Below are 25,642 nucleotides of genomic sequence, written 5' to 3' on the forward strand. Positions count from 1 at the left end.
AGGGTACGCTATTCAAAAGCAACTTGGCCAAAAAGTGCCAAGCCAGTTATTCTAGCATTTCCAATACCATACGATCAAGCACCCATGATTCCCCTCGTCACCGACCCCCACGAACTCGACCAGATGCGTGCCGCATGCCAGGCCGCCGCCAGCGTTCTCGATTATCTGGCGCCTCATGTCAAGGCCGGAGTCACCACACGCACGCTGGATGAACTGTGCATGCAATACCTGACCGACGAACTGAAGGTCGAATCCGCAACCGTGGGCTACGCGCCCCCGGGTTATCCGCCCTATCCGGCCTCCATCTGCACGTCCGTGAATCACGTCATCTGTCATGGCATTCCGGGCGACCGGAAACTCAAGAACGGCGACATCCTGAACATGGACATCACCATCATCAAGGATGGCTGGTTCGGGGATACCAGCCGCATGTTCCAGGTCGGCGAGCCCTCCATATTGGCGCGGCGCCTGATCGATACAACCTACGAATGCATGTGGCTGGGGATCCACCAGGTGCGCCCCGGTGCCACCCTGGGCGACATCGGCCACGCCATACAGAAGCACGCCGAACGGGCGGGCTTCTCGGTCGTGCGCGAGTATTGCGGCCACGGGGTCGGGCGGCGCTTCCACCAGGATCCCCAGGTGCTGCATTATGGCCAGCCCGGCAGCGGCCAGCGGCTGGAACCAGGGATGATCTTCACCATAGAGCCCATGATCAATGCAGGGCGGCGCGAAATCCGCACACTGGCCGATCAGTGGACAGTGGTCACCCGCGACCACAGCCTGTCCGCACAATGGGAACACACGGTTCTGGTGACTGACGCGGGCCACGAAGTGCTGACGGTCTCGCCAGGCATGCCGGCGCCGCCGCGCCTGGCAGAGCAATCCAGCACTGCGTGAACCCTGTGCGCCCGGACGGTGCAATCGCTGCAGTTCGCAGCCGGTTGCTGCAGCGCCGCAGCCAGGCATTGGCTGCCTGGCGCGACCATCTGCGGCCAGAAACCCTGCTGCGAGCCTTGCGGCTGGCTGCCGATGAGGCTGTCAAGGCCCTGCTGGGCCACTATCCCCTGCCGGCCGGCGCCTGTCTGGCTGCGGTTGGGGGGTATGGCCGCGGTGAACTCTACCCGGGTTCGGATCTGGATCTGCTGATCCTGTTGAACCAGCCAGCCGATGCCGGGGCCCAGGCCCGCATCCAGGCGCTGGTGGCCGCTCTGTGGGACGCAGGTCTCGAACCGGGACACAATGTCTGCACGCTGCAACAGTGCCGGCAGCTGGCCGCTGCCGACATCACGGTGCAGACTTCGATGCTGGAAGCGCGCTGGCTCGCGGGCAGCCGAGCGCTCTTCGGGCGTTTCTCCAGCCAGTTGCAGGCCGAACTCAACCCGCGCCAGTTCTATCTGGACAAGCGGGCCGAGATGCAGCAGCGCCATGCGCATCATCAGGATACGCCCTATGCACTCGAACCGAATTGCAAAGAGTCTCCGGGTGGCCTCAGGGACCTGCAGGTTCTGCTGTGGCTGGCGCGCGCCGCCGGCTACGGCAAAGATTGGCGCGCAGTCGCCCGAACCGACCTGCTGACGGCAGCCGAGTTCAGATCGCTGCGTCGCGCCGAACTGGCCTTCAAGCGGCTGCGCATCGAACTGCACATACTCTGCGCACGCCGTGAAGACCGGGTACTGTTCGATCTGCAACCGCGTCTGGCCCAGCTGTACGGGTTTGTCGAGTGTCCACCCAGGCGCGCGAGCGAGCTGCTGATGCAACGGTACTACTGGGCAGCCCATGTCGTCAGCCAGATGAACCGCCTGCTCATGCTGAATCTCGAAGAGCGCCTCTTCCCCCTGCCCTGCGGTGAGGATCTGGGCCTGGACGACGATTTCATCGTACGCCGTGATCGCCTGGCTCTGAAGGACGAAGACGCCTTTGCGCAGCAGCCCGGGCTGCTGCTGAAGGCATTTCTGGTGATGCAGCAGAATCCGCGCCTTCAGGGCATGACGGCGGGCACCCTGCGGGCCATGTGGCACGCCCGCCAGCGCATCGATCGCAATTTCCGTGAAGACCCCGGACATCGCCAGATCTTTCTCCAGATTCTGCAGCAACCACGCGGCATTGTGCATGCCTTGCGCGACATGGCCTTGTGGAACATCCTGCCACGCTACCTGCCGCCGTTTCGTCGAATCGTGGGCCAGATGCAGCATGATCTGTTTCACGCCTATACCGTGGACCAGCACCTGCTCATGGTGGTGCGCAACCTGCGGCGCTTCACGCAGCCCGAGCACGCCCAGGAATACCCGCTGGCCAGCCAGTTGATGGCGGATCTGGACGACTCGTGGCTGTTGTATGTCGCCGCCCTGTTCCATGACATCGCCAAGGGGCGTGGCGGAGACCATTCAATCCTCGGGGCCGCCGAGGTGCGGCGCTTTGCGCGCCGCCATGGCCTGGATCGCCCAGCCACCCAACTGCTGGATTTTCTCGTGCGCGAGCACCTGACCCTGTCCAGGGTGGCGCAGAAAAAGGATCTCAGCGACCCGGACGTCATCCACGAGTTCGCCCTGCGCGTCGGATCGCAGCGCAGGCTCGCGGCGCTCTACCTGTTGACGGTTGCCGACATTCGCGGCACCGGGCCGCAGATCTGGAATGCCTGGAAAGGCCGGCTGCTCGAAGAGCTGTATCACAGAACCCTCGAGGCGCTGGGTGGCGCCCAGCCGGATGCCCATGCCGTGCTTGCCTTGCGCAAAGAGGCCGCAGCTGCGGAAATCAGGCTCATGGGGCTGCGTGACGAAAGCCGGGATGCGTTCTGGGCACAACTGGATGTCGCGTACTTCCTGCGCCATGATGCCAATGAAATCGCGTGGCATACACGCCAGTTGCACGCACTGCACGTCGGGCCGGACCCCGTGGTGCGCGTGCGCGTCCCTGTTCCGGGCGACATCCTGCAGGTCATGGTCTATGCCCCCGATCGGGCCGACTTGTTCGTGGACATCTGCGCCTGCTTCGACCGGCACGGGCTGGGCATCCAGGATGCACGCATCCACACGACGCGCCAGGGCTGGGCACTGGACAGCTTCATTGTCCTGTTGCCCGAGGGTGAACGCGACCCCAGAGCGCGTGCGGCCCTGCTCGAACATGGCCTGCAGGCAGTCCTCGAGGGCCGGCCGGATGTCGCTTCACCGCACGGTGCCCGCTTGCGTCGCTCGCGCCGCGCCCTGGTATTTCCGGTGGTACCCGATATCAAGCTGGTGGCCGATGGCCAACAACACAGCTGGAGGCTGTCCATCCAGGCCGCCGACCGCCCCGGCCTGCTGCATGATCTCGCGCGTGTTTTCACCCACTATGGCATCGATCTCAAAATGGCCAAGATCATGACATTGGGCGACCGTATCGAAGACATCTTCATCCTGGAAGGCACGAACCTCGATCAGGTGCGCACCCAAAGGCAGTTCGAACGGGACCTGCTCAACGTACTGGGCATGCCGGAAAAAGATGCGGGCATCCCTGACAAGACCATGGACATGCCTGAAAAGGACACGGACATCCCTGTGCGGGATGATCGGCACAACGGCTGAGCCGCTCGATCCCCAGGCCCATGATCGCGTACACTGACGCCTGATCCTGAAGCTGCCTGCCGACCTGCCAACATGTTGCCCACATCCCGTTTCGCTCTGCGCCTTCTGGCCCTGGTCTGTATCGCCGCATTGGCGGTGGCGCTGATCTCGCAGCACCTGTTCGGCATGCGGCCCTGTGCCTGGTGTGTGCTGCAGCGTTTCATCCTGCTGGTCATCGCCGTGATCAGCCTGCTGGCCAGTGCAGGCCGGGAATCCGGTGCCTGGCAACGGCTGGGTGCCTTCATGATAGTGCTGGCCTCCGCCTCGGGTGTTACGGCGGCCTGGTACCAGTATCGGGTCGCGGCGGTGTCGTTTTCATGTGCGCAGACATTCGCCGATCGCTTCATGACCGAATCCGGGCTGGATGGCGCCCTGCCCTGGCTGTTCGGCATTCAGGCCAGTTGCAGCGACGCGCGGGTCAGCCTGCTCGGGCTCGAGTATGCCCTGTGGGGGCTGGCCTGCTTTCTGGTCTGTGCCCTGCTGTCGGCCTGGGTGCTGCTGCGCAAGGCCTGATGCTCGCAGGCCGGATCAGTTCAGTGGACCCTCGTCGGCTGCCGGGCTGATGATGGCCCCCGAGCGCTGACCCTGATGGCGTTCGACCGCCAGGCGTGCCAGATAGGCCGGGTCGATGTCACCTGTGACATATTGTCCGTTGAAGCACGATGATTCGAACGTTTCGAGTGCCGGGTTGAGGTCCCGCAGCGATTGCTCCAGATCGGCCAGGTTCTGGAATACCAGGCCGTCGGCACCGATCTCGGCCGCGATCTGGTCCGTCGTGCGGCCTGTTGCAATCAGTTCGTCCTGGGTGGGCATATCGATGCCGTACACATTCGGAAAGCGAACGGCGGGCGCAGCCGATGCGAAATACACCTTGTGCGCGCCCGCGCCCCGGGCCATTTCAACGATCTGCCGGCTGGTGGTGCCGCGCACGATGGAGTCATCGACCAGCAGCACGTTCTTGCCGCGAAACTCGACATCGATGGCGCTCAGTTTCTGGCGCACCGATTGCTTGCGCACGGCCTGGCCCGGCATGATGAAAGTCCGGCCGATATAGCGGTTCTTGATGAAACCTTCGCGGTAATCCAGCCCCAGATGCGACGCCAGTTGCATGGCCGAGGGCCTGGATGAATCAGGAATCGGCATCACCACGTCGATATCGCCCAGACGCAGGCTTTTGGCGACATGATCGGCCAGATACTCACCCATATGCAGGCGCGCGTTGTACACGGAGATGCCATCCATGATCGAATCCGGTCGTGCAAAGTACACATACTCGAAAATGCAGGGCGTGCGCTGGGTCGCCGGATCGGCGCATTGGGCCCGGCTGAGTTCACCGTCTTCGGCAATGATCACGGCCTCGCCAGGCGCGATATCGCGCACCAGTGAAAACCCGGTGCCGGTCAGCGCCACCGATTCCGAGGCCAGCATCCACTCGGTGCCCTCATCGGTTTCATGCCGCCCCAGGCAAAGCGGCCGGATGCCATGCGGGTCGCGAAAGGCCACCAGCCCGAAACGGCTGATGTGGGCGATGACGGCATAGGCGCCACGCACCCTGCGGTGCACCGCACGCACGGCTTCGAAGATGACTTGCGCATCCAGTGTGGCGCCGTTGGATGCCTGCTGCAGTTCGTGTGCAAAGACGTTCAGCAGGACCTCGGAGTCGGAATTGGTATTGATGTGCCGTTTGTCATGGTTGAACAGCGATTCGCGCAGGGCGTGCCAGTTGGTCAGGTTGCCATTGTGCACGAACGTGATGCCAAACGGCGCGTTCACATAGAAAGGCTGGGCTTCATCCACGCTCGCGCTGGAGCCCGCCGTAGGGTAGCGTACCTGGCCCAGCCCGCTGTGGCCCGGCAGGGCCCGCATGTTGCGGGTACGGAAGACATCACGGACCAGGCCGTGGGCCTTGTGCATGTTGAAGAAAGGCCCGCTTGCGGTGGCCATGCCGGCCGCGTCCTGGCCGCGGTGCTGCAGCAGCAGCAGACTGTCGTAAATCAGCTGATTGACAGGGCTCTTGCCCATCACGCCCACGATTCCACACATGCAATGAGATTCCGGCTAGTAAGGAAGAAGTTCGGCAATCGAGGCCGGCAGCATGGACTTGACATGCACGAAGCCGCGTTCCGCGGCCGCCGACGTACGCGCCTGCCGCCACCAGGGCTCTTTGGGCAGTTCGGTATAACCCGCCAGGCCCACCAGAGCGAGTATGAGCACGATCCCGCGCACCGCACCGAACAAGGCCCCCAGCCCGTGGTCTGCCGGTGTCAGGCCGGTTCGATCGACCAGGGCCCCCAGGGCCATGTTGAGCAGGCCCAGCAGCAAAAGCCCGATGATGAATACGGCCGCATAGGCAGCCAGATTGCGCAACAGGCCGTTGTCGATCAACGGAACCAGCAGTTCGGAGGCCCGTGGGCCCCACCAGATCGCGGCCATGAATGCCGCGAGATAGGCGACGAGCGACAGGACCTCGCGCAGGAATCCGCGCAGCAAGCCGATGATGGCCGACACGGCCAGAATGGCCAGCACGAAGTAGTCGAAGCTGGTCACTGGCCGGCGATGAGGCCGTTTTCGTAGCCCAGGGCCCTGAGACGGGTCTGGGCTGCCTGCGCGGCCTCATGGGAGCTGAATGGGCCTACCCGCAGACGGTGCACGGTGCGACCGCCCGACTGCGCTGTTTCTACATAGGCATTGCTCACGCCGGCCTGGTGCAGGCTGTCGCGACGCTTGATGGCATCCTGCTCGGTCGCATAGGCGGCCACCTGGAGGTAGTAGCGCCCCGACCCGGCGGCACCGGAAGCACTCGCAGCCGAAGGCGGGGTCTTGCCGGCCAGCAGCGCCAGGGCCACAGCGCCATCGTCTGTGCGAGCCTCTGCGCCCGCCGCCGGCGCCGGGCGGGCCGCGTCGCGGGCTGGCGCAGACTCGACTGGCTGGCTGGCCGGCGTGTCCGTACCCGTTTCGGTGCGCGTGGACGGCGTGCTGGCCTGGGTATCGGCAGGAGACTCGGCCGGCGGGGTATCGGAGGCGTTCGCCGAGGCCCCCGGGGTGTCGTCCAGGGGCGTGACGAGACCCGATGCCGTATCGGGTATCGCCGGATCATCGGACCCGGGCAGCGCCGAAAACTCGTCGCCCGATGGCAGGCCCGACGGCGGCGCCGGGACGATGATGGGCGCTGGTGCGGGTTCGGATACCGGCTCGTCGAACAGCCATGTGACCAGAATGAACGCAGTCAGTACCAGAACCAGGGCACCGACCAGGCGCCGCCGGGCCTGGATGCGCAATTCCTTGATCCGGGCCGCTTCAGCAGCCCCACCGCGAGATGCCGGACGCCGTTCGGGCTCAGTTTTCTTGCGAAAGAACATGGTGCAGCATACCCATCAGACTGGAGGCGAAGGTCTGTTCATGGCAGGACATCCCGGCCTTCCTGGCGCAGGACTTCAAGCACAGGACCCACTGTGGCAAACGAGCCAAACACCAGAATTCTATCATTGTCCGTCGCCATCCTGCGGGCTTCGGCAAAGGCCAGCACCGGGTTGTCGAAGGCATGAACGCGCACATCACGGGCCTGCACGGCGGGTCGCGCCATGGGTCGAACCCCGGGCTTGTGGCTGCGGCGCACTTCGCTGGTCTGCGCCATGAAGGGATCGACCGGCGCCTGGTCGCCGCCGATCTGGCGCACGATATCCGCCAGTTCTTCAGCGCGCGTGCCCCGTGGCCCGCCCAGGGTAGCGCACATCCAGCGATCCACCCGACTGGACAGACGCTGCAGAGTTTCGGCAATGGCCTTGTCATGCAACATGCCGACCACCGCAAAGGTATGCGGATAATGCCCCATGCTGTCGAGGTTCTGGCCCAGCGCCGCCACCGCATGCGGGTTGTGTGCCACATCGAGAATCGTGTGCGGCAGGCCCGGCAGGATCTGCAGTCGACCGGGCAACTGCACATGCAGGAGGCCCTGGCGCACCTCTTGCTGGGTAACCACCAGCCGGTCGCGCAGCGCCTCGAGTGCAGCCAGGGCGGCCGACGCATTGAGCAGTTGGTTGGCACCGCGCAAGGCAGGGTACACCAGCGCGTTGCGGCGCTGTCCACGGCCACCGTAGGCCCATTGCTGCCGATCGCCCGAATAATTGAAATCGACCCCGACCCGCCAGAGATCGGCCCCGATTCTGCCGGCGTGCTCGACCACGCTGTCTGGGGGCATGGGATCGGCGCAGATGGCCGGTTTGCCAGGGCGGAATACATGCGCCTTTTCGAGGCCAATTGCTTCGCGGGTGTGGCCCAGCCACTCGGTGTGATCCAGGTCTACGCTGGTCAGTATGGCGCAGTCTGCATCGACGATGTTGACGGCATCGAGCCGCCCGCCAAGACCGACTTCGAGCACGACGACATCCAGGCCTGCGTCCTGGAACAGCTGGAGGGCCGCCAGGGTGGTCATTTCGAAATAGGTCAGGCTGACCCCCTGGCGTCGGGCCTCGACGCGCTCGAGCGCGCGCACGATGTCGCCATCGGCTGCTTCGACGCCCTGGATGCGAATGCGCTCGTTGAAGTGCAGGAGATGAGGTGAGGTGTACTTGCCGACCTTGTATCCGGCGTTCAGCAAAATGGATTCGAGCATGGCACAGGTCGATCCCTTGCCATTGGTGCCGGCCACCACGATCCTGGTGCAATCGAGCGCGAGTTCGAGACGTTCGGCCACCTGGCGCACACGCTCGAGCCCCAGATCGATTGCCTGCGGATGCAACGTCTCGATATAGGACAACCAATTGGCCAGGGAAGCGCCCGGCGCCGGGACAATCGCAGCAGGAGACATGGGGGTTCTGGACTCGGACAGGGAAAACGACAGGTGCTGATGTTAGCACCTGCCCCTGTTTTCCGATGGGTTCACCCTTGCGGGTGTACCGCTACTGCCGCCAGGATCCGGCTTTTATCTGCGCCGCACCGGAGGCAGATCGGTGCAATGGCCGTCGGCTGCTTCCGCGGCCATGCCAATCGATTCACCGAGCGTCGGGTGAGGATGGATCGTCTGGCCGATATCGACCGAGTCGGCCCCCATTTCGATGGCCAGCGCCACTTCGCCGATGAGATCGCCCGCGTGGGTGCCCACGATGCCGCCGCCCAGGATGCGCCCGCTGTCGGCATCGAACAGGAGTTTGGTGAAGCCCTCGTCGCGCCCATTGGCAATGGCCCGCCCGGAAGCCTGCCAGGGAAACAGCCCTTTCCTGACGACCACCCCTTCTTTGCGTGCCTCGTCTTCGCCAAGCCCCACCCAGGCCACCTCGGGATCGGTATACGCAACGGATGGAATCACCCGGGCGTCGAAAAATGATTTCTGGCCGGCAATGACTTCGGCTGCCACGTGGCCTTCATGCACCGCCTTGTGCGCGAGCATGGGCTGGCCGACGATGTCACCGATGGCATGGATATGCGGAACATTGGTGCGCATCTGTTGGTCAACCGGTATGAAACCCTGTTCCGTCACGTGGACGCCGGCTTTCTGAGCGTCGAGTTTCTGGCCATTGGGCCGACGGCCCACCGCTTGCAGAACCAGGTCGTAGCGCTGCGGTTCGGCGGGTGCCCCCGCCCCCTCGAAGTGCACCAGGATGCCCTCGGCCGTGGCTTCGGCAGCAACCGTGCGGGTGTTGAGCATGATGTGATCGAAGCGCCAGGCATTGCGCTTTTCCCAGACCCTGGCCAGATCGCGATCGGCGCCTGTCATCAGTGCGGGCAGCATTTCGACCACATCCAGACGGGCACCCAGCGCCGAATAGACCGTACCCATTTCGAGCCCGATGATCCCGCCTCCGATGATGAGCATCCGCCGGGGTATGGCCGCGAGCGCGAGCGCCCCGGTGGAATCCACGACGCGCGGGTCCCTGGGCAGGAAGGGCAATTGCACGGCCTCGCTGCCTGCCGCAATGATGGCCGACCTGAACTGGAGGATCGTCGTTGCGCCGTCAGTGGCTCGGACGTGCAGGTGATTGGCATCGGCAAAGCGCCCTTCCCCTGTGAGCACCGTGACCTTGCGCGCCCTGGCCATGCCAGCCAGACCGGTGGTCAATCTGTTGACCACCGTGTCCTTGTGCTTGCGCAGCGCATCCAGATCGATTTCGGGTTCGGAGAAACGGATGCCATGCGCAGCCAGGGCCTTGGCCTCTTCGAGGACCGAAACGCTGTGCAGCAGGGCCTTTGAGGGGATGCAGCCCACATTGAGGCAGACCCCGCCCAGGCTGGAGTGCCGTTCGACCAGAATGACATCGAGCCCCAGGTCGGCGGCCCGGAAGGCAGCAGAATAGCCCCCTGGACCCGCGCCCAGTACCAGTACGTCGCAATCGAGCTGCGCGGCACCCGCCGCACCCTCTGCAGCCGGCGCTTCGTGCGCCTGCGCCCCCGTGGCCTGCGCGCTTGTTTCAGCGTGCTCGCTGGCAGCCGGATCGGACGCATCCATATCGGCCGCGCCAGCCGGGCTCTCGGTTGCCGTGACGGCATCCGGCCCCTGGGCCTTGGCGCCAGATTCTTCGGTGATCCGCGCGAGCGGGCTGCCTTCGGACACCTTGTCGCCAATCTTGACCAGAATCTCGCGAACCACGCCACCCCGGTCCGCGGGGATCTCCATGGACGCCTTGTCGGATTCAACGGTGACCAGGCCCTGCTCCGGCACGATGGTGTCGCCCACTGCCACCAGGATCTCGATGACTTCCACCGCATCGAAATCACCGATGTCGGGCACATTCAGCTCGCTGATGCTCATGGGTTTTCCTTAGAGTATGATGCGGCGAAAATCCGCCAGCAGGCTTGCCAGAAAGGCATTGAACCGCGCTGCTGCCGCCCCGTCGATCACCCGGTGGTCATACGACAGGGACAGCGGCAGCATCAGGCGCGGCCGGAATTTCTTGCCATTCCAGACGGGCTGCATGGCTGCCCGGGAAACCCCCAGGATGGCCACTTCGGGGGCATTGATGATGGGCGTGAAGTCAGTGCCACCAATGCCACCGAGCGAAGAAATGGAGAAGCATCCGCCCTGCATCTGGCCCGGCGAGAGCTTGCCTTCACGGGCCAGGCTGGCCAGTTCGGCCGTTTCGCGCGCGAGTTCGAGCACCCCTTTGCGATCCGCATCGCGAATCACAGGCACCACCAGGCCATGGGGTGTATCGGCCGCGAAACCGATATGGAAGTATTTCTTGAAAATGAGATTCTCGCCCTCGAGCGACGCGTTGAACTCGGGATGCGTCTTGAGTGCCGCAACCACCGCCTTGATCAGAAAGGCCAGCATGGTGACCTTGATGCCCGATTTCCTGTACTCGTCATTGAGCTGCTGGCGCAGGGCTTCGAGATCGGTGATGTCAGCCACATCATTGTTGGTGACGTGGGGGATCATCACCCAGTTGCGATGCAGGTTGGCACCGGAGATTTTCTTGATCCGGGACAACGGCCTGGCCTCGATTTCTCCGAATTTCGCGAAATCCACCTTTGGCCAGCCCAGCACGCTGAACCCTTCACCAGCCGGCAGCGTGGTCCCCACAGGGCTGGCCCCGCCCGTGGCCAGGGCCTGCTTCACATAGGTGCGCACGTCGTCCATCGTGATGCGGTTCTTGGGGCCCGAACCCGTGATGTGCGCCAGATCGGCCCCGAGTTCCCGTGCAAACTTGCGCACGGACGGCGACGCATGCGGCAGATTGCGTAACGGTACATCGGCATCTGCGTACGAGGCGGTGGGTGAGGTGCGCACCGGTGCACGCGAGGCCAGGGTGTCGGGTTCTGCAGAGCCAGCCTGCACGGGTGCCGGCCCGACGGTACCGGGCCCGGCCGGTACGTCGGTCGGGACGCCGGGTACGGCCTGCGCCGCATGGCTGACTTCGGGCGCGGCAGCCCCTGCGGGGGCCGCGGATGGTGCCCCGGGTGGCTGAGGGGCCTGCGCGGGGGCGCCATTGTCGGCGGGCGGGGCATCGGCGACTTCGATCTGCATGATTTCGGAGCCCTGTGACACCTTGTCGCCCACCTTGATGCTCAAAGCCTTGACTGTACCGCCTGCGGGCGCCGGGATTTCCATGGAGGCCTTGTCGGATTCGACCGTGATCAAACCCTGTTCGGCCTGAATCAGGTCGCCTGGCGCCACCAGAACCTCGATGACCTCGACCTCGTCGAAGTCGCCGATGTCGGGCACCAACACCGGCAGCACGCCACCCAGGCCGGCCGGTGCCGCGGCTGCGGGCGGTGCTGCGGGCTCGACCCTGGCCGGCGCGGCGGCCGCCGGTACTGCATCGCGTGCCTCGGGTGCGGCTTCGGCCTGCGCCACGGCGGGCTCGAGTTCGAGGATGACCGAGCCTTCCTTGACCTTGTCACCGACCTGTACCCTGATCTGGCGAATGGTGCCACCTTCCGATGCCGGGATCTCCATGGAGGCCTTGTCGGATTCGACCGTGATCAGACCTTGTTCGGTCTGTATGACATCACCCACTGCCACCAGGACCTCGATGACTTCGACCGAATCGAAATCGCCGATATCCGGAACCTTGATTTCAATGGTGTTGCTCATGCTTGCTGTCCTCCTCAGGCGTACTGTGGATTGGCCTTGTCGGGGTCGATGCCATATCTGGCGAGCGCTTCGACACTTTTGGAGATATCGATCGTGCCCTCATCGGCCAGACTGCGCAAGGCAGCCAGCACCACGAAGTGACGATCGATCTCGAAATGCTTGCGCAGTTCGGAACGGAAGTCCGAGCGCCCGAAACCATCGGTACCCAGCACGCGATAGCGCCGCCCTTCGGGGATGAACGGACGAATCATGTCCGGGAAAGCCTTGATATAGTCGGTGGACGCCACGATGGGCCCCTTGGTCGACCTGAGTTGCTGCGTGACATACGCCTCTTGCTGCGGCCCGCCAGGATGCAGCAGATTGTGGCGCTCTGCATCGAGCCCATTGCGGCGCAGTTCGGTGAAGCTGGTCACGCTCCAGAGATCCGAGGACACCCCCCAGTCTTTTTCGAGCATGTCCTGGGCGGCCATGACTTCGCGCAGGATCGTGCCCGAGCCCATGAGCTGTACATGCGCCCTGTTGTTCTTGCGGCCCGCCGAACGCAAGCGGTACATGCCCTTGAGTATGCCCTCCTCATCGCCCTTGGCCAGCCCCGGCTGGGGATAGTTCTCGTTCATCACGGTGATGTAGAAGAAGACGTTTTCCTGATCCTGCATCATGCGCTGGATGCCGCTCTGGATGATGACGGCGACCTCGTGGGCAAACGACGGGTCGTAGGCCACGCAATTGGGAATCAGCGAGGCCTGGATGTGACTGTGCCCATCTTCGTGCTGCAGGCCCTCGCCATTGAGCGTGGTACGCCCGGCGGTACCGCCCAGCACGAAACCGCGCGCCAGCATGTCGCCCGCCGCCCAGGCGAGATCGCCAAAGCGCTGAAAGCCGAACATCGAGTAATAGATGAAAAACGGGATCATGATCCGGTTGCTGACCGAATACGAGGTGGCCGCGGCAATCCAGGAGCAGAACCCGCCCGCCTCGTTGATGCCTTCCTGAAGCAGTTGCCCATTGGCTGCTTCGCGGTAATACATGACTTGACCCTTGTCGACGGGGACGTACTTCTGGCCTTCCGGGGCATAGATGCCGATCTGCCGGAACAGGCCCTCCATGCCGAACGTGCGGGATTCATCAACCAGGATGGGCACGACCCGTGGCGCGAGTTCCTTGTCGCGAAGAATCTGGTTGAGTACCCTCACGAATGCCTGCGTGGTGGAGATTTCACGCCCTTCGATGGTCGGCTCGAGCACCGCCTTGAAGGTATCGAGCGAGGGTGCCTGCAGCGACTGATCGGCCTTTTCGCGGCGATGCGGCAGATAGCCGCCCAGTGCCTGCCGGTGGTCATGCAGGTATTTCATTTCGGGCGAATCCTTGGCCGGCCTGAAATACGGCAGATCCTCGAGTTGTTCGTCGGGGATGGGTATGTTGAAGCGGTCGCGGAATTCGCGCACGGAATCGACGTCGAGTTTTTTCTGCTGGTGCGTGGGGTTCTTGGCCTGCCCCACGTGCCCCATGCCGTATCCCTTGATGGTCTTGGCCAGAATCACCGAAGGTTGCCCCTGATGGGCCACCGCCGCCGAAAAGGCCGCATAGACCTTGTGTGGATCGTGGCCACCGCGATTCAGGCGCCAGACCTCTTCATCGCTCATGCGGCTGACCATTTCGAGCAATTTCGGATGCTTGCCGAAGAATTTTTCGCGCACGAACTTGCCATCATTGGCCTTGTATGCCTGGTACTCGCCATCGACGGTCTCTTCCATGATGCGGCGCAGCAAACCATCTTTGTCGCGAGCGAACAGGGGATCCCAGTATCCACCCCAGATCAGCTTGAGGACATGCCAGCCATTGCCGCGGAACGCACCCTCGAGTTCCTGGATGATCTTGCCATTGCCGCGCACCGGCCCATCGAGGCGCTGCAGATTGCAGTTGACGACAAAAATGAGATTGTCGAGTTTCTCGCGCGCCGCCAGCCCGATGGCCGCCAGGGATTCGGGCTCGTCGACTTCGCCGTCGCCCATGAAAACCCAGACCTTGCGCTGGCTGGTGTCTGCAATGCCGCGCGCATGAAGATACTTCAGGAAGCGGGCCTGATAGATGGCCATCATGGGGCCAAGCCCCATGGACACCGTGGAAAACTGCCAGAAGCCGGGCATCAGGTGCGGGTGCGGATAGGATGGCAGGCCCTTGCCCTGGCCACCGACTTCCTGGCGGAACCAGTCGAGGTTCTCTTCGGTGAGACGCCCTTCGAGAAAGGCGCGCGCATACATGCCGGGCGATGAATGCCCCTGGAAGTAGATCAGGTCGCCGCCGTGATCGGCTGATTCTGCGTGCCAGAAATGGTTCTGGCCGCATTCGATCATGGTGGCAAGAGACGCGAACGAGGCGATGTGCCCGCCCAGGCTGCCGCCATCGGGGGGATCGATCTGGTTGGCCTTGACCACCATCGCCATGGCATTCCAGCGGATGTACGAACGGATACGCTCTTCGAGCACCATGTTGCCCGGATGCATGGGTTCGAGCCCGGGCGGAATGGTGTTGACGTAGGCCGTATTGGGCGAATACGGGATGTGGGCCCCGCTGCGGCGCGCCAGATCGATCAGCTGTTCGATGAGGAAATGGGCGCGTTCGGCACCCTCGCGATCGAGCACGGCCTCGAGCGAATCGACCCATTCGCGTGTTTCCTGGGGATCGATGTCTGCCGTGCTGATCTGACCTTGATCAAGAGAGGACATGGTATGTGTCTCCTGTGGTTTGAATCGCTGGTGCCCCGATGGGGGCGCCAGAACCGAGGTTCATGCCGGGTGCCGGTGCTTGCCTTCGACGCCGGAAGCCCTGAAACTGGACGTGTGTCCTCATTCTAGGGAAGAGCAGACTGCAACACAAGTAAAATTTCATTTTATGAGTTTAAATTTCATTATATGAAAATCAAATTGCTTGAATCCTGACTAAAATGCGTACGTTGCCACCTTGCGACCACCATGGCCCCACCACAGCGAAAGTCTCTCATACCGACCACATTCTATGAGCACGCGCGCAACAGCCGGCGCCTGTACTGGCTGACGCCGGCCATCGTGCTCGTGCTGTATCTGTGCGTCATGGGTGCCTTCATCTGGCTGCAGCGCCTGCACAGCGACAGCGTCATGTTCGTCACCATCGACCAGGAAACCCGCCAGGAACGCCTGTTGATGGTGATCCTCGCACTCTCTCTGGTCATCGTCTTCAGCCTGCTCGCGCTCTGGCGCTACACGCGTTTCCGCACACAGGCCGAAGCCGCGCTGATCGCAGAAACGGGGTTCAGGCGCGCCATGGAGAACTCGATGTCGACCGGGATGCGAGTATTCGACATGCAGGGCCGCATCGCCTATGTCAATCCGGCCTTCTGCCGGATGATAGGCTGGAATGAGGCTGATCTGGTCGGTCGCACCGCGCCTTTCCCCTACTGGCTGCCGGGGCGCCACGACCAGCATCGTGAAACCCTGGCGCAGCTGCTCTCGGGGCGCACCCCGAGCAGCGGCCTCGAGATCGAGGCGCAGCGGCGCGACGGCTCGCACTTCACGGCCCGCATGTACGTATCGGCCCTGCGCGACCCACAGGGTGAGCAGATCGGCTGGATGACCTCGATGACCGACATCACCGAGCCCAAGAGGATCCGCGAAGCCCTGACAGCCGCTCACGAGCGTTTCATGACCGTGCTCGAAGGGCTGGACGATGCCATCTCCGTGGTCGCGGATACCCCCGAAGGCCTGGAATTGCTGTTTGCCAACCGCATCTACCGACGGCTGTTCGGGGCGCAGACAGCCGGCCATGCAGAATTGCTCGGTGGCCGCCTGGGCCGCTTCACCGATGAAACCACGGAAATCCATTCCGCGACGGCCGCACGCTGGTTTGAAGTGCATCACCGCATGCTGGCCTGGACGGACTCCCGCAGGGTCCGCCTGCAGGTCGCACGCGACATCACCGAGCGGCGCAAGCACGAGGAAGCGCTGCGCATCCAGCAGGAAAAGGCACAGCTGACCAGCCGCCTGACCACCATGGGTGAAATGGCCTCGTCGCTTGCCCACGAGCTGAACCAGCCCCTGACGGCAATCAACAACTACAACATGGCGGCCGTCGCCATGCTCAAATCAGGCTCGGCCTCCGATGCCGCGCTGTTGCAGGCGCTCGAGAAGGCGTCTCAACAAACCGAGCGGGCGGGCAAGATCATCAGCCGGATTCGTGACTTCGTCAAACGCAGCGAACCGCAGCGCCAGGCCACGAGTCTGGCCCGCATCGTCGAGAATGCGGTGGGGTTTGCAGACATCGATGCCCGAAAACGACAGATCGAAATCACCCAGATCGTGCCCGATCCCATGCCGGACGTACTGGCCGACCCCATCCTGATCGAGCAGGTTCTCCTGAATCTGCTCAAGAACGGGGTCGGGGCCATGGAACACAGCGAACACCACAACGTGCTGCTGCACATCACCGATCAGCATCCACTGGTCGAAATCGCGGTCATCGATCATGGCCATGGCCTGCGCAATCCAGAACGTCTGTTCGAGCCGTTCTACAGCACCAAGTCCGAAGGTCTGGGCATGGGGCTCAACATCTGCCGTACCATCATAGAATCTCATCATGGCCGCCTGTGGGCCAGCGCCAACCCCGAAGGGGGCACCATCTTTCGTTTCACGCTGCCCAAGGCGGCCCATCATCCAGAGCCTGCAGAGGCCACCATAGAGGACACGCAAGCATGACCGAATTTCAATCCAGCCATACCATTTTCATCGTCGATGATGACGAAGCCGTGCGCGACTCCCTGCGCTGGCTGCTCGAGGCCAATGGCTACAAGGTCCGGGTATATGCGGGCGCCGAAGAGTTTCTCGACAGCTACAGCTCCGAGCAGATCGGGGTGTTGATTGCCGATGTGCGCATGCCCGGCATGAGCGGCCTCGAACTCCAGGAAGCCCTGATCGAGCGCAAGGCGCCCTTGCCCATCGTCTTCATCACCGGCCACGGCGACGTTCCCATGGCCGTATCCACCATGAAGAAGGGGGCCGTCGATTTTCTTGAAAAGCCCTTCAACGAAGCCGAACTGCGCAAAATCGTGGCCGGCATGCTCGTCCAGGCCGAGGACCGCGTACGCGAGATGCAGGTGCAGCGCGCCCAGCAGGCCGTGCTCGATCGCCTCACGGCGCGCGAGCAGCAGGTGCTCGAACGGATCGTGGCGGGGCGGCTGAACAAGCAGATTGCGGGCGATCTCAACATCAGCATCAAGACGGTCGAGGCCCATCGTGCAAACATCATGGAAAAGCTCGAGGTCAACACGGTGGCTGATCTGATGAAGATCGCCCTCACCCGTCCCGAAGAGGCCTGACATGGCCGCTCGTCTGATCGATGGCAAGATGCTGGCCGCCACGGTGCGCGCGCAGGTAGCCGATCGGGTCCGGACCCTGCGGGCACAGGGCATCACGCCAGGCCTGGCCGTGGTCCTGGTGGGTGACAATCCGGCATCGCAGGTCTACGTGCGCAACAAGGCGGCCGCCTGTGAAGCGGCCGGGATACTGTCGCGTACCGTATCCCTGGCAGCCGACACGCCTGAAGGTGAGTTGCTCGATCTGCTGGATTCCCTGAATGCCGATCCGTCCATCCATGGCATCCTGGTGCAGCTGCCCTTGCCCGGGCATATCGATACAGGCCGGGTGATTGCCGCCATCGACGCCACCAAGGACGTGGACGGTTTTCATGTGGCCAATGCAGGGCTCCTGCTGACGGGCCGACCCCGCTTCCTGCCATGCACGCCGTACGGCATCATGAAGATGCTCGAATCCGAGGCTGTCCCACTGTGGGGCGCCGAGGCGGTGGTCGTCGGGGCCAGCAACATCGTGGGCAAACCGATGGCACTGCTGCTCCTGGCGGCCGGCGCCACCGTGACGATCTGCAATTCCAAGACGCGCGACCTCGGCGCACAGACGCGCCGGGCCGATGTTCTGGTGGTGGCGACCGGCCGATCGGGCATGGTCACCGGCGACATGATCAAACCGGGCGCAGTCGTCATCGATGTGGGCATCAACCGGCTCGAGAACGGCCAGCTCGTGGGCGATGTAGACTTCGAGACGGCCAGGCAGGTGGCGGCGGCCATCACGCCGGTACCGGGTGGTGTCGGCCCCATGACCATCGCCATGCTGCTGGTCAATACCGTCGAATCGGCCGAACGTCAGCTGCCGGCTTGAAATACCGCCCTTCAGTCCTCATATGAGCCTCATGAACAGCCAGTCTCCTGAAGCCGGCAATCCCCTGCTCGTTCCGGCCGAGTCCTTCATCGATTATGGCGCCGTCCAGCCCGCGCATGTCGAACCGGCCATACGCGCCCTGATCGCCGGGTGTCGCAGCGCCATCGATGCCGCAGCGGCCGACGGGGCAGACGCCACCTGGGACAACTTCATCAACCCCATGGAAGACGCTTCCGAGCGGCTGCACCGGGCGTGGTCGGTGGTGGGGCACCTGAACAGCGTGGTCAATACGCCCGAACTGCGCGAAGCCTACAATCGGTGCCTGCCGCTGATGAGCGAATTCTCCACCTGGGTGGGGCTCAACCGGGCACTCTACGCCCGCTATCGCAGTCTCGCCGACAGCCCGGGTTTTTCCAGCCTGTCACCGACGCGCCAGCGCATCGTCCAGCTGGCGTTGCGCGATTTTCGCCTGGCCGGCGTCGAACTCGAAGGCCAGGCCCGCGAAGACTGGGCGCGCAACGCCGAGCAACAAGCCAGCCTGTCGCAGAAATTTTCCGAAAACGTGCTCGATGCGACCGATCACTGGTCCCTGCTGATCGATGACCCGGCGCGCCTGGCCGGGCTGCCGGCCAACGTCGTCTCGGCGGCGCAGGCCGCAGCCCAGGCCAACGAACAGCAAGGCTACCGGCTCAGCCTGCACATGCCCTGCTATCTGCCCGTGCTGCAGCATGCCCAGGATCGTGCACTGCGCGAAACCCTCTACCGGGCCTATGCGACCCGGGCGTCCGAACTGGGTGATGCCACCTACGACAATTCCACCATCATCGAATCACTGCTGAGCCTGCGGGCCGAAGAAGCACACCTGCTGGGCTATCAACATTTTGCCAGCCTGCGCCTGGAGACCCGCATGGCCGACAGCGCCCCCCAGGTGCTCGAATTCCTGCGCGAACTGGCTGTCCGGGCACGTCCCGCTGCAGAACAGGACCTCCAGGTATTGCGCCGGTTTGCGCACGACGAACTGGGCCTGGATACGCTCGAGGCCTGGGATATCGCCTACGCATCCGAGCGCCTGCGCGAGCACCTGCACAGCTATTCCGATGAAGAACTTCGCCCCTACTTCACCGAATCCCAGGTACTGAAGGGCCTGTTCAAGGTCATCCAGGCCCTGTTCGGGGTTCGCCTGCAGGCGTGTACGGCCAGCACCTGGCACCCCGATGCGCGCATATTCCAGGTACTCGATGCCGCAGGCCACGAAATCGGCCGGCTGGGCATGGACCTCTACGCCCGTCAAGGCAAGCAAGGTGGCGCCTGGGTCGGCAGCGAGCGCAGTCGCCGGCTGTTGCCCAGTGGTGAACTGCACACGCCGCTCGTCTGGCTGACCTGCAACTTCCCTGCCCCGATCGGCGGCCACGAGGCGCAGTTCAGTCACGACGATGTCATCACCCTCTTTCATGAAAGCGGGCATGCGATGCACGCCTTGATGTCCCGCGTCGATGAACCCGCCGCGGCCGCATTTTCCGCCGTCGAGTGGGATGCCATCGAACTGCCGTCGCAGTTCATGGAAAACTTCTGCTGGGAATGGAACGTGCTGCAGTCGCTGACGCGGCACGCACAGACCGGTGAGCCCCTGCCGCGCGCACTCTACGACAAAATGCATGCCGCACGCAACTTCCAGAGCGGCCTGCAGACCTTGCGCCAGATCGAGTTCGCCCTGTTCGACATGCAGATTCATCTGCAGTCGCAGGGGCTGACCATTGCAGCCGTCATGGAGACGCTCGCCCAGGTTCGCCAGGAAGTGGCACTCATCATCCCGCCCGGCTGGCATCGCTTTCCGCACGCCTTCTCACACCTGTTTGCAGGCGGCTACGGTGCCGGGTATTACAGCTACAAATGGGCCGAAGTGCTGTCGGCCGATGCCTTTGCCGCCTTCGAAGAACACGCCCGCCCCGAACCCGATGGCGGGCGCAATGTGCTCGACGCTGAAACGGCGCGCCGCTACCTCGACGAAATCATCGCCGTAGGGGGCTCCAGGCCAGCCGCCGAGTCATTCAGGGCATTCCGTGGTCGCGATCCCGAGATCGACGCCTTGCTGCGCCACGGGGGCCTCGTGCCCGATGGCAGCGTACCCGCCGCGCCCTGAAAAACCTGGTGCGGTTGCTGTTCGGGCCTGCTGGCGCGCCAACCGCCGGTTCCTGGCCCCCGCCGCGTTCAGCGGCCGGCCCGTGCAGCTGACACCGCGCCCCGCAGGGCCGTGCGCACCCCCTCTTCAATGGTTGGATGGTAAAACGGCAGTGCGAGCATGTCCGGTACCGACAGTTCCATCTGCAGGGCCCACGCAAGCAGGTGAGCCACGTGTTCCGCATCGGGGCCTACCATTTCCGCACCCAGAAATCGCCGATCGCTGCGGCGCATATAGACATGCAACAGGCCCTGGTTGCGCAGCATGACCCGTGAGCGGCCCTGGCGGCTGTAATCGGCCTGACCGATCACCATGCGTTCGGGATCAAACGCCTGCCCACCCAGGCCAACACGCATGATCTGCGGGTCACTGAACACCACCTCGAGCGATGCGCGATGCGATCGCGCAGGCAGATCGGGCCAGGCCGCGGCGTTGCGGCCCGCCTTGTGGCCATCGTCCGAAGCCTCGTGCTGGATGGCATGCCGGCCCGTTGCGTCGCCCGCCAGGAAAACCGGATGGCCACGGATCTGCAAAGTGTCCGGATCCAGATCAGGATGGCCGTCGGCATCGACTTCAATGCCGGCGCGCTCGAGCGCCAGGGCCGCCAGGGTATGATGGCGCCCGGTGGTGGCGAGCACACGATCGAAGCGTTCGGTCGTGGGCGGCCCCTCGGGGGCCGCCCACGTGACTTCGACCTGTGGCCCCGAACACCGGACCTGCATGATCCGCGCCCGACGGACCAGCCCCAGATCCGGGGCCAGGCAGGCGACCGCAGCGTCTTGTATCAGTGCGTCCTGAACCCGGGCGAAATTGTCCGAGCGGGTCAGCGTGCGCACCCGTACGCCAAGACGGGCGAGCGCCTGCCCCAGTTCGACCCCGATCACCCCGGCCCCCACCACCAGCACGCTGCGCGGCAGGTCGTGCCACTCGAACACGTCGTCATTGACGAGCGCCTGCTTTCCCAAGGGCTTCAGGCTGTCGGGAATGACCGGCTCGGTCCCCGTGGCCAGTATGATACGCTGTGCCCTGACGATCTGGCCATCATCGGCCCGCAGCAGGCCCGGAGCCACGAACTGCACCCTGGCATCCAGCCGATGTCCGGCCGGCATGGCCTGGACGTCGGCCAGCACAAACCCCACGAAACGATCCCGTTCACGGCGTACCCGCTGCATGACGGCCGGACCGTCCACATGAACCGGCCCCACACGCAGGCCGAACTGGCTCGCATGGCGCGCATCCGCAGCGGCCTGCGCTGCAGCGATCAGCAGCTTCGACGGCATGCAGCCGACCCGGGCGCACATCGTGCCATGGGCGCCGGCCTCGATCAGCAGTGGCCGCAGGCCCGCCTTCACAACTTCGCGATAGGCCGACAGCCCCGCCGAGCCCGCGCCTACGATCGCCACATCGACGACCCGTTCTTTCGGCATGGTGGAGACCTCAGGCCGGCTGCACGTCGTAGCCTTCGGCCGCAATAGCCTGTTGCAGCTGCGATGCATCGACCGGCGCTTCGATGGTGACGCGGTGGCTGGCCAGATCCGCCTGCACGCGTGCGTCTGCCGACAGGGACTGCACGGCCCGGGTGATGGTCTGTACGCAGTGATTGCATGTCATGTCATGGACTACAAATGTGGCTTTCATCGAAAATGACTCCATTATTGAGATAGACCCGTCATCGGGATGGACTTGCCCATGTTAAACCTTGACACGGCGGCAAGCACAAGCCCCTGGATATGCAGAACACCCCGGCTTGACCTTGACACGAGGTCAAGCTGTATTCTGCCTGCCAAGACTCTTCACAAGGATGTATCCATGTCCAAACCTGCATCTGCTGCCATGACTCTGGATCTCGAAGTGGATGGCATGACCTGCGCCTCGTGCGTGCGGCGCGTTGAAACCGCGCTCAATGCGGTCCAGGGGGTGGCGCAGGCCAACGTCAACCTTGCCACGCGACGTGCGCACATCGAGCTGTCCGATGCGCATATGGACACCGGCCGCCTGCTGGATGCCGTCAGCAAACGTGGCTATGAGGCGCGTCTCCTGACCCAGACCGCAGCAGAGCAGGCTGCGCCAGACGATGACGAGGCGCACGCTGCAGGCCGGCGCTTTGCCTGGGCCCTGGTGCTCACCTTGCCGGTCTTCGTGGTCGAGATGGGCAGCCACCTGATCCCGGCGCTGCACCATCTGGTGTCCACTCGGCTCGATTTTCAGGGTCTGGCCTGGTTCGAATTCGTGCTCGTTACGCTCGTTCTGGCCGGGCCGGGGCGCGAATTCTTCACCCGCGGCTTCAAGGCCCTGTGGCATCTGGGCCCCGACATGAACACCCTGGTGGCGCTGGGCGCGGGAAGCGCATGGCTCTATTCGACACTGGTGACCTGGGTGCCGGATGCACTGCCCGCCGACGCACGCCATCTGTACTTTGAAGCCGCCGCCGTCGTCGCCACCCTGATCCTGCTCGGACGCTGGCTCGAGGCCCGCGCGCGGGGTCGGGCCGGTTCGGCCATCCGGCACCTGATCGGCCTGCAGCCACGCACCGCCTGGGTCCGTCGCGACGGTACGTGGCAGGAACAGCCGCTGGGGGATCTCGTCCCGGGTGACGAAGTCCGTGTGCGGCCCGGCGAAAAAATCCCCGTCGATGGCACGGTCATCGAGGGGTCATCCTGGGTGGATGAATCCATGATCACCGGCGAGCCGATCCCGGTGGCACGCGCGGCGGGCGACCGCCTGATCGGCGGCACCCTGAACACTCAAGGCAGCCTGATACTGCGCACGACCCAGGTGGGTGCCGATACCGTGCTGGCGCACATCATCCGGCTGGTCGAACAGGCTCAGGGTTCCAAGCTGCCGATCCAGGGTCTGGTCGACCGCGTGACGGCCTGGTTCGTCCCGGTGGTCATGGGTCTGGCAGTATTGGCGTTCGCGACCTGGTGGCACTGGGGCCCCGAGCCGGCCCTGACGCACGCCCTGATTGCCGGCGTGGCCGTGCTCATCATCGCCTGCCCATGCGCCATGGGCCTGGCCACACCCATCTCGATCATGGTGGCCACCGGGCGCGCCGCAGGGCTGGGGATCATATTCCGCCATGGCGATGCCTTGCAGCGTCTGCGCCAGGTGCAGATCGTCGCCTTCGACAAGACCGGCACGCTCACTCGCGGCCAACCGGCACTCACCGATGTCCTGCCCATCGGCGATTCCGATCGGGCCACCTTGCTGCGCAGGGTGGCCGCAGTACAGAGCGCGTCCGAACACCCCATCGCACGCGCCATCATGGACGCATACGACCAGGGCTGCGGCCCCTTGCCGCCGGTGAACGATTTCCAGGCGCTGACGGGTGCGGGCGTCCGGGGCCAGGTCGAGGGCCACGACTGCCTGCTCGGGTCGGTCACCTTGATGCGCAGTCACGGCATCGCGGTGCCCGATGACATCGCAGAACAAGTTCAGGCCTGGGCTGGCGAAGGCAAGACCGTGTTCCTGGCGGCCAGCGACGGGCGTCTCGCAGGCATTCTGGCCGTGGCCGACCCCTTGCGCGAAACGGCAGCACCTGCCCTGGCCGCCTTGCACGCTCTGGGCCTGAAGACCGCCCTGATCACGGGCGATCATGAGGCGGCGGCACATTATGTGGCGCGGCGCCTGGGCATCGATATCGTGCATGCGCAGACCCTGCCCGAACACAAGGCCAGCCTGCTCCAGGACATGCAACAGACGCTGGGCCCGCTCGCCTTCGTGGGTGACGGCATCAATGATGCCCCGGCGCTGGCCACAGCGGACGTGGGCATTGCCATTGGTCAGGGCACCGACGTGGCCATTGAATCGGCCGAAGTGATCCTGATGAACGAAGACCTGGGGTCCGTTGCGCGCGCGCTGGTGCTGTCGCGACTGAGCATGCGCAACATCGCCCAGAATCTGTTCTGGGCCTTCGCCTACAACGCGGCCCTGATTCCGTTGGCCGCAGGTGTATTCTATCCATGGTTCGGCTGGCAGCTTTCGCCCATGCTCGGCGCCGCTGCGATGGCCCTGTCCAGTGTGTTCGTGGTGGTCAACGCACTGCGGCTCAAATGGCTGCCTCTGGAGGTCTCACATGGATAGCTCGACACACCCGTCGCGGCGCGACATTGCCGCGGCCCCCCGTCCGCTCACGATAGGCGAGGTCGCCCGACAAACAGGCCTGAGCCCCAAGATGATCCGGTACTACGAGCAATATGGATTGTTCAGCCCGCAGGGGCGCTCGGAATCAGGCTACCGCCAGTATGATCTGAACGACCTGCATGCGCTGAAGTTCATACGCAGTGCGCGCGAACTGGGCTTTTCCCTGAAGCAGATCGGCGCGCTGACCGATCTCTGGCACGATCAGGCACGCGCCAGCGCCGAAGTCAAGCGCCTGGCACTGGCGCACATCGAGGCACTTGAGCAAAAGGCCGCAATGCTGCAGAGCATGGCCGCCTCATTGCGCAATCTGGCCCAGCGCTGTCACGGGGATGACCGGCCCGAGTGCCCGATACTGGAAGGGCTTGAAGCCGGGCATCCGGGCGACAGCGGCGATCAGGCCGAGAATTCGGGGCTGGGCTGCCACTCGGTCACGAATTCGCGGTAATCGGGCCGTATCACAGGCCCGGGCTGCTCGATCGGGGTGCCCAGGGCCAGATAACCCATGAAGCGCTCATCGAGGGCATCGAACCCCAATGCCTCGGCCACCCCGTCGAGGTACGTCCCCATACCCGTGCTCCAGAAACCCGCCAGGCCCAGGGCATGCGCGGCATTGAGCATGTTCATGACCGCAGTGCCCACGGACAGGAGGCTTTCTTGTTCCCGGATCCGGCCACTGGGATCCGGCCGACAGGCGATGGCGATGACCAGGGGCACGCGAGCCAGCCATGCGCGCCACTTCGTGATCTTGAAATCAGGCATGGGCTTGCCGGCTGCCTGGCCCGCCTGAATGGCCAGATCGACCAGCATCGGCACATGCTGTCGAGGGATCAGTTTGAAACGCCACGGCCGCACTGCGCCATGATCGGGCGCCCGCATGGCAGCCTGCAGGATCAAATCCAGCTGAACCGCATCGGGACCCGGCGCCTGAACGAATTTTACCGATTGGCGATCGAGAAGGACTTCGAGCAATGGATTCATGGACAGG

At 63.9% G+C, this 25,642-nt stretch carries 19 protein-coding genes; 9 read left to right on the forward strand and 10 right to left on the reverse strand.

Annotated features, from left to right (window positions below; all coding sequences use genetic code 11):
• The first annotated feature begins 87 nt into the window (after nucleotides 1–87).
• From map to WCY17_RS00675, 3 genes are all read left to right on the forward strand, one after another.
• On the forward strand, nucleotides 88–900 hold the full coding sequence (map, locus tag WCY17_RS00665) for a type I methionyl aminopeptidase (protein ID WP_372700308.1): 813 nt from the start codon (nucleotides 88–90) through the stop codon (nucleotides 898–900).
• Complete coding sequence (locus tag WCY17_RS00670) at nucleotides 897–3,563, forward strand: [protein-PII] uridylyltransferase (protein ID WP_372700233.1); 2,667 nt, start codon at nucleotides 897–899, stop codon at nucleotides 3,561–3,563. Before map ends, WCY17_RS00670 begins: the two co-directional genes overlap by 4 nt.
• 72 nt (nucleotides 3,564–3,635) lie before the next feature.
• Nucleotides 3,636–4,115: a disulfide bond formation protein B gene (locus WCY17_RS00675; protein WP_372700234.1), complete on the forward strand. Its 480-nt coding sequence runs from the start codon at nucleotides 3,636–3,638 to the stop codon at nucleotides 4,113–4,115.
• A gap of 15 nt (nucleotides 4,116–4,130) precedes the next feature.
• Here the strand turns inward: WCY17_RS00675 and purF are convergent, their stop codons facing one another.
• From purF to aceE, 7 genes are all read right to left on the reverse strand, one after another.
• A complete protein-coding gene (gene purF / locus WCY17_RS00680) occupies nucleotides 4,131–5,645 on the reverse strand; it encodes an amidophosphoribosyltransferase (RefSeq protein ID WP_372700235.1) in 1,515 nt (504 codons plus the stop codon).
• 15 nt (nucleotides 5,646–5,660) lie between these two features.
• The gene (locus WCY17_RS00685) at nucleotides 5,661–6,149 is read right to left on the reverse strand and encodes a CvpA family protein (protein WP_372700236.1); all 489 of its coding nucleotides are present in this window, start codon (nucleotides 6,147–6,149) and stop codon (nucleotides 5,661–5,663) included.
• Nucleotides 6,146–6,961, reverse strand: coding sequence for an SPOR domain-containing protein (locus tag WCY17_RS00690; RefSeq protein WP_372700237.1), 816 nt, complete (start codon nucleotides 6,959–6,961; stop codon nucleotides 6,146–6,148). Before WCY17_RS00690 ends, WCY17_RS00685 begins: the two co-directional genes overlap by 4 nt.
• A 38-nt stretch (nucleotides 6,962–6,999) precedes the next feature.
• A complete protein-coding gene (gene folC / locus WCY17_RS00695; RefSeq protein WP_372700238.1) occupies nucleotides 7,000–8,409 on the reverse strand; it encodes a bifunctional tetrahydrofolate synthase/dihydrofolate synthase in 1,410 nt (469 codons plus the stop codon).
• A 114-nt stretch (nucleotides 8,410–8,523) separates the two neighbouring features.
• On the reverse strand, nucleotides 8,524–10,347 hold the full coding sequence (gene lpdA / locus WCY17_RS00700; RefSeq protein WP_372700239.1) for a dihydrolipoyl dehydrogenase: 1,824 nt from the start codon (nucleotides 10,345–10,347) through the stop codon (nucleotides 8,524–8,526).
• 9 nt (nucleotides 10,348–10,356) lie between these two features.
• Nucleotides 10,357–12,132: a dihydrolipoyllysine-residue acetyltransferase gene (gene aceF, locus WCY17_RS00705; protein WP_372700240.1), complete on the reverse strand. Its 1,776-nt coding sequence runs from the start codon at nucleotides 12,130–12,132 to the stop codon at nucleotides 10,357–10,359.
• Nucleotides 12,133–12,146: 14 nt separating this feature from the next.
• A complete protein-coding gene (aceE, locus tag WCY17_RS00710; protein WP_372700241.1) occupies nucleotides 12,147–14,858 on the reverse strand; it encodes a pyruvate dehydrogenase (acetyl-transferring), homodimeric type in 2,712 nt (903 codons plus the stop codon).
• 246 nt (nucleotides 14,859–15,104) lie between these two features.
• On the opposite strand from aceE, the gene WCY17_RS00715 reads away from it, so the two are divergent.
• From WCY17_RS00715 to WCY17_RS00730, 4 genes are read left to right on the forward strand one after another with little or no spacing between them, the layout of a single operon-like run.
• Entirely contained in the window at nucleotides 15,105–16,859 is a 1,755-nt protein-coding gene (locus tag WCY17_RS00715) for a PAS domain S-box protein (protein WP_372700242.1), read from the forward strand.
• Complete coding sequence (locus tag WCY17_RS00720) at nucleotides 16,856–17,479, forward strand: response regulator transcription factor (protein ID WP_372700243.1); 624 nt, start codon at nucleotides 16,856–16,858, stop codon at nucleotides 17,477–17,479. Before WCY17_RS00715 ends, WCY17_RS00720 begins: the two co-directional genes overlap by 4 nt.
• A gap of 1 nt (nucleotide 17,480) precedes the next feature.
• Entirely contained in the window at nucleotides 17,481–18,335 is an 855-nt protein-coding gene (folD, locus tag WCY17_RS00725; RefSeq protein WP_372700244.1) for a bifunctional methylenetetrahydrofolate dehydrogenase/methenyltetrahydrofolate cyclohydrolase FolD, read from the forward strand.
• Between the two features lie 31 nt (nucleotides 18,336–18,366).
• Entirely contained in the window at nucleotides 18,367–20,475 is a 2,109-nt protein-coding gene (locus WCY17_RS00730) for a M3 family metallopeptidase (protein WP_372700245.1), read from the forward strand.
• Nucleotides 20,476–20,543: 68 nt separating this feature from the next.
• Here the strand turns inward: WCY17_RS00730 and WCY17_RS00735 are convergent, their stop codons facing one another.
• The gene (locus WCY17_RS00735) at nucleotides 20,544–21,941 is read right to left on the reverse strand and encodes a dihydrolipoyl dehydrogenase (protein WP_372700246.1); all 1,398 of its coding nucleotides are present in this window, start codon (nucleotides 21,939–21,941) and stop codon (nucleotides 20,544–20,546) included.
• A gap of 10 nt (nucleotides 21,942–21,951) precedes the next feature.
• Entirely contained in the window at nucleotides 21,952–22,152 is a 201-nt protein-coding gene (locus WCY17_RS00740; protein WP_372700247.1) for a heavy-metal-associated domain-containing protein, read from the reverse strand.
• 171 nt (nucleotides 22,153–22,323) lie between these two features.
• On the opposite strand from WCY17_RS00740, the gene WCY17_RS00745 reads away from it, so the two are divergent.
• Both WCY17_RS00745 and cueR read left to right on the forward strand, forming a co-directional pair.
• Nucleotides 22,324–24,597 (forward strand): heavy metal translocating P-type ATPase, encoded by a 2,274-nt coding sequence (locus tag WCY17_RS00745; RefSeq protein WP_372700248.1) that lies wholly within the window; start codon nucleotides 22,324–22,326, stop codon nucleotides 24,595–24,597.
• Nucleotides 24,590–25,102, forward strand: a complete 513-nt coding sequence (gene cueR / locus WCY17_RS00750) for a Cu(I)-responsive transcriptional regulator (protein ID WP_372700249.1) — start codon at nucleotides 24,590–24,592, stop codon at nucleotides 25,100–25,102. Before WCY17_RS00745 ends, cueR begins: the two co-directional genes overlap by 8 nt.
• Here the strand turns inward: cueR and WCY17_RS00755 are convergent.
• Entirely contained in the window at nucleotides 25,051–25,641 is a 591-nt protein-coding gene (locus WCY17_RS00755; protein ID WP_372700309.1) for a nitroreductase, read from the reverse strand. The two genes, cueR and WCY17_RS00755, sit on opposite strands and share 52 nt — an antisense overlap.
• Nucleotide 25,642 lies beyond the last annotated feature (1 nt).

This window comes from Castellaniella sp., assembly GCF_041677825.1.
Classification (GTDB): domain Bacteria; phylum Pseudomonadota; class Gammaproteobacteria; order Burkholderiales; family Burkholderiaceae_B; genus Castellaniella.

Coding starts and splice junctions, on each gene's coding strand:
- WCY17_RS00675 (WP_372700234.1), top strand. CDS start 3,636: ATGTTGCCCACATCCCGTTTCGCTCTGCGCCTTCTGGCCCTGGTCTGT.
- purF (WP_372700235.1), bottom strand. CDS start 5,645: ATGTGTGGAATCGTGGGCGTGATGGGCAAGAGCCCTGTCAATCAGCTG.
- WCY17_RS00690 (WP_372700237.1), bottom strand. CDS start 6,961: ATGTTCTTTCGCAAGAAAACTGAGCCCGAACGGCGTCCGGCATCTCGC.
- folC (WP_372700238.1), bottom strand. CDS start 8,409: ATGTCTCCTGCTGCGATTGTCCCGGCGCCGGGCGCTTCCCTGGCCAAT.
- lpdA (WP_372700239.1), bottom strand. CDS start 10,347: ATGAGCATCAGCGAGCTGAATGTGCCCGACATCGGTGATTTCGATGCG.
- aceF (WP_372700240.1), bottom strand. CDS start 12,132: ATGAGCAACACCATTGAAATCAAGGTTCCGGATATCGGCGATTTCGAT.
- aceE (WP_372700241.1), bottom strand. CDS start 14,858: ATGTCCTCTCTTGATCAAGGTCAGATCAGCACGGCAGACATCGATCCC.
- WCY17_RS00715 (WP_372700242.1), top strand. CDS start 15,105: ATGGCCCCACCACAGCGAAAGTCTCTCATACCGACCACATTCTATGAG.
- WCY17_RS00720 (WP_372700243.1), top strand. CDS start 16,856: ATGACCGAATTTCAATCCAGCCATACCATTTTCATCGTCGATGATGAC.
- folD (WP_372700244.1), top strand. CDS start 17,481: ATGGCCGCTCGTCTGATCGATGGCAAGATGCTGGCCGCCACGGTGCGC.
- WCY17_RS00730 (WP_372700245.1), top strand. CDS start 18,367: ATGAACAGCCAGTCTCCTGAAGCCGGCAATCCCCTGCTCGTTCCGGCC.
- WCY17_RS00735 (WP_372700246.1), bottom strand. CDS start 21,941: ATGCCGAAAGAACGGGTCGTCGATGTGGCGATCGTAGGCGCGGGCTCG.
- WCY17_RS00740 (WP_372700247.1), bottom strand. CDS start 22,152: ATGAAAGCCACATTTGTAGTCCATGACATGACATGCAATCACTGCGTA.
- WCY17_RS00745 (WP_372700248.1), top strand. CDS start 22,324: ATGTCCAAACCTGCATCTGCTGCCATGACTCTGGATCTCGAAGTGGAT.
- cueR (WP_372700249.1), top strand. CDS start 24,590: ATGGATAGCTCGACACACCCGTCGCGGCGCGACATTGCCGCGGCCCCC.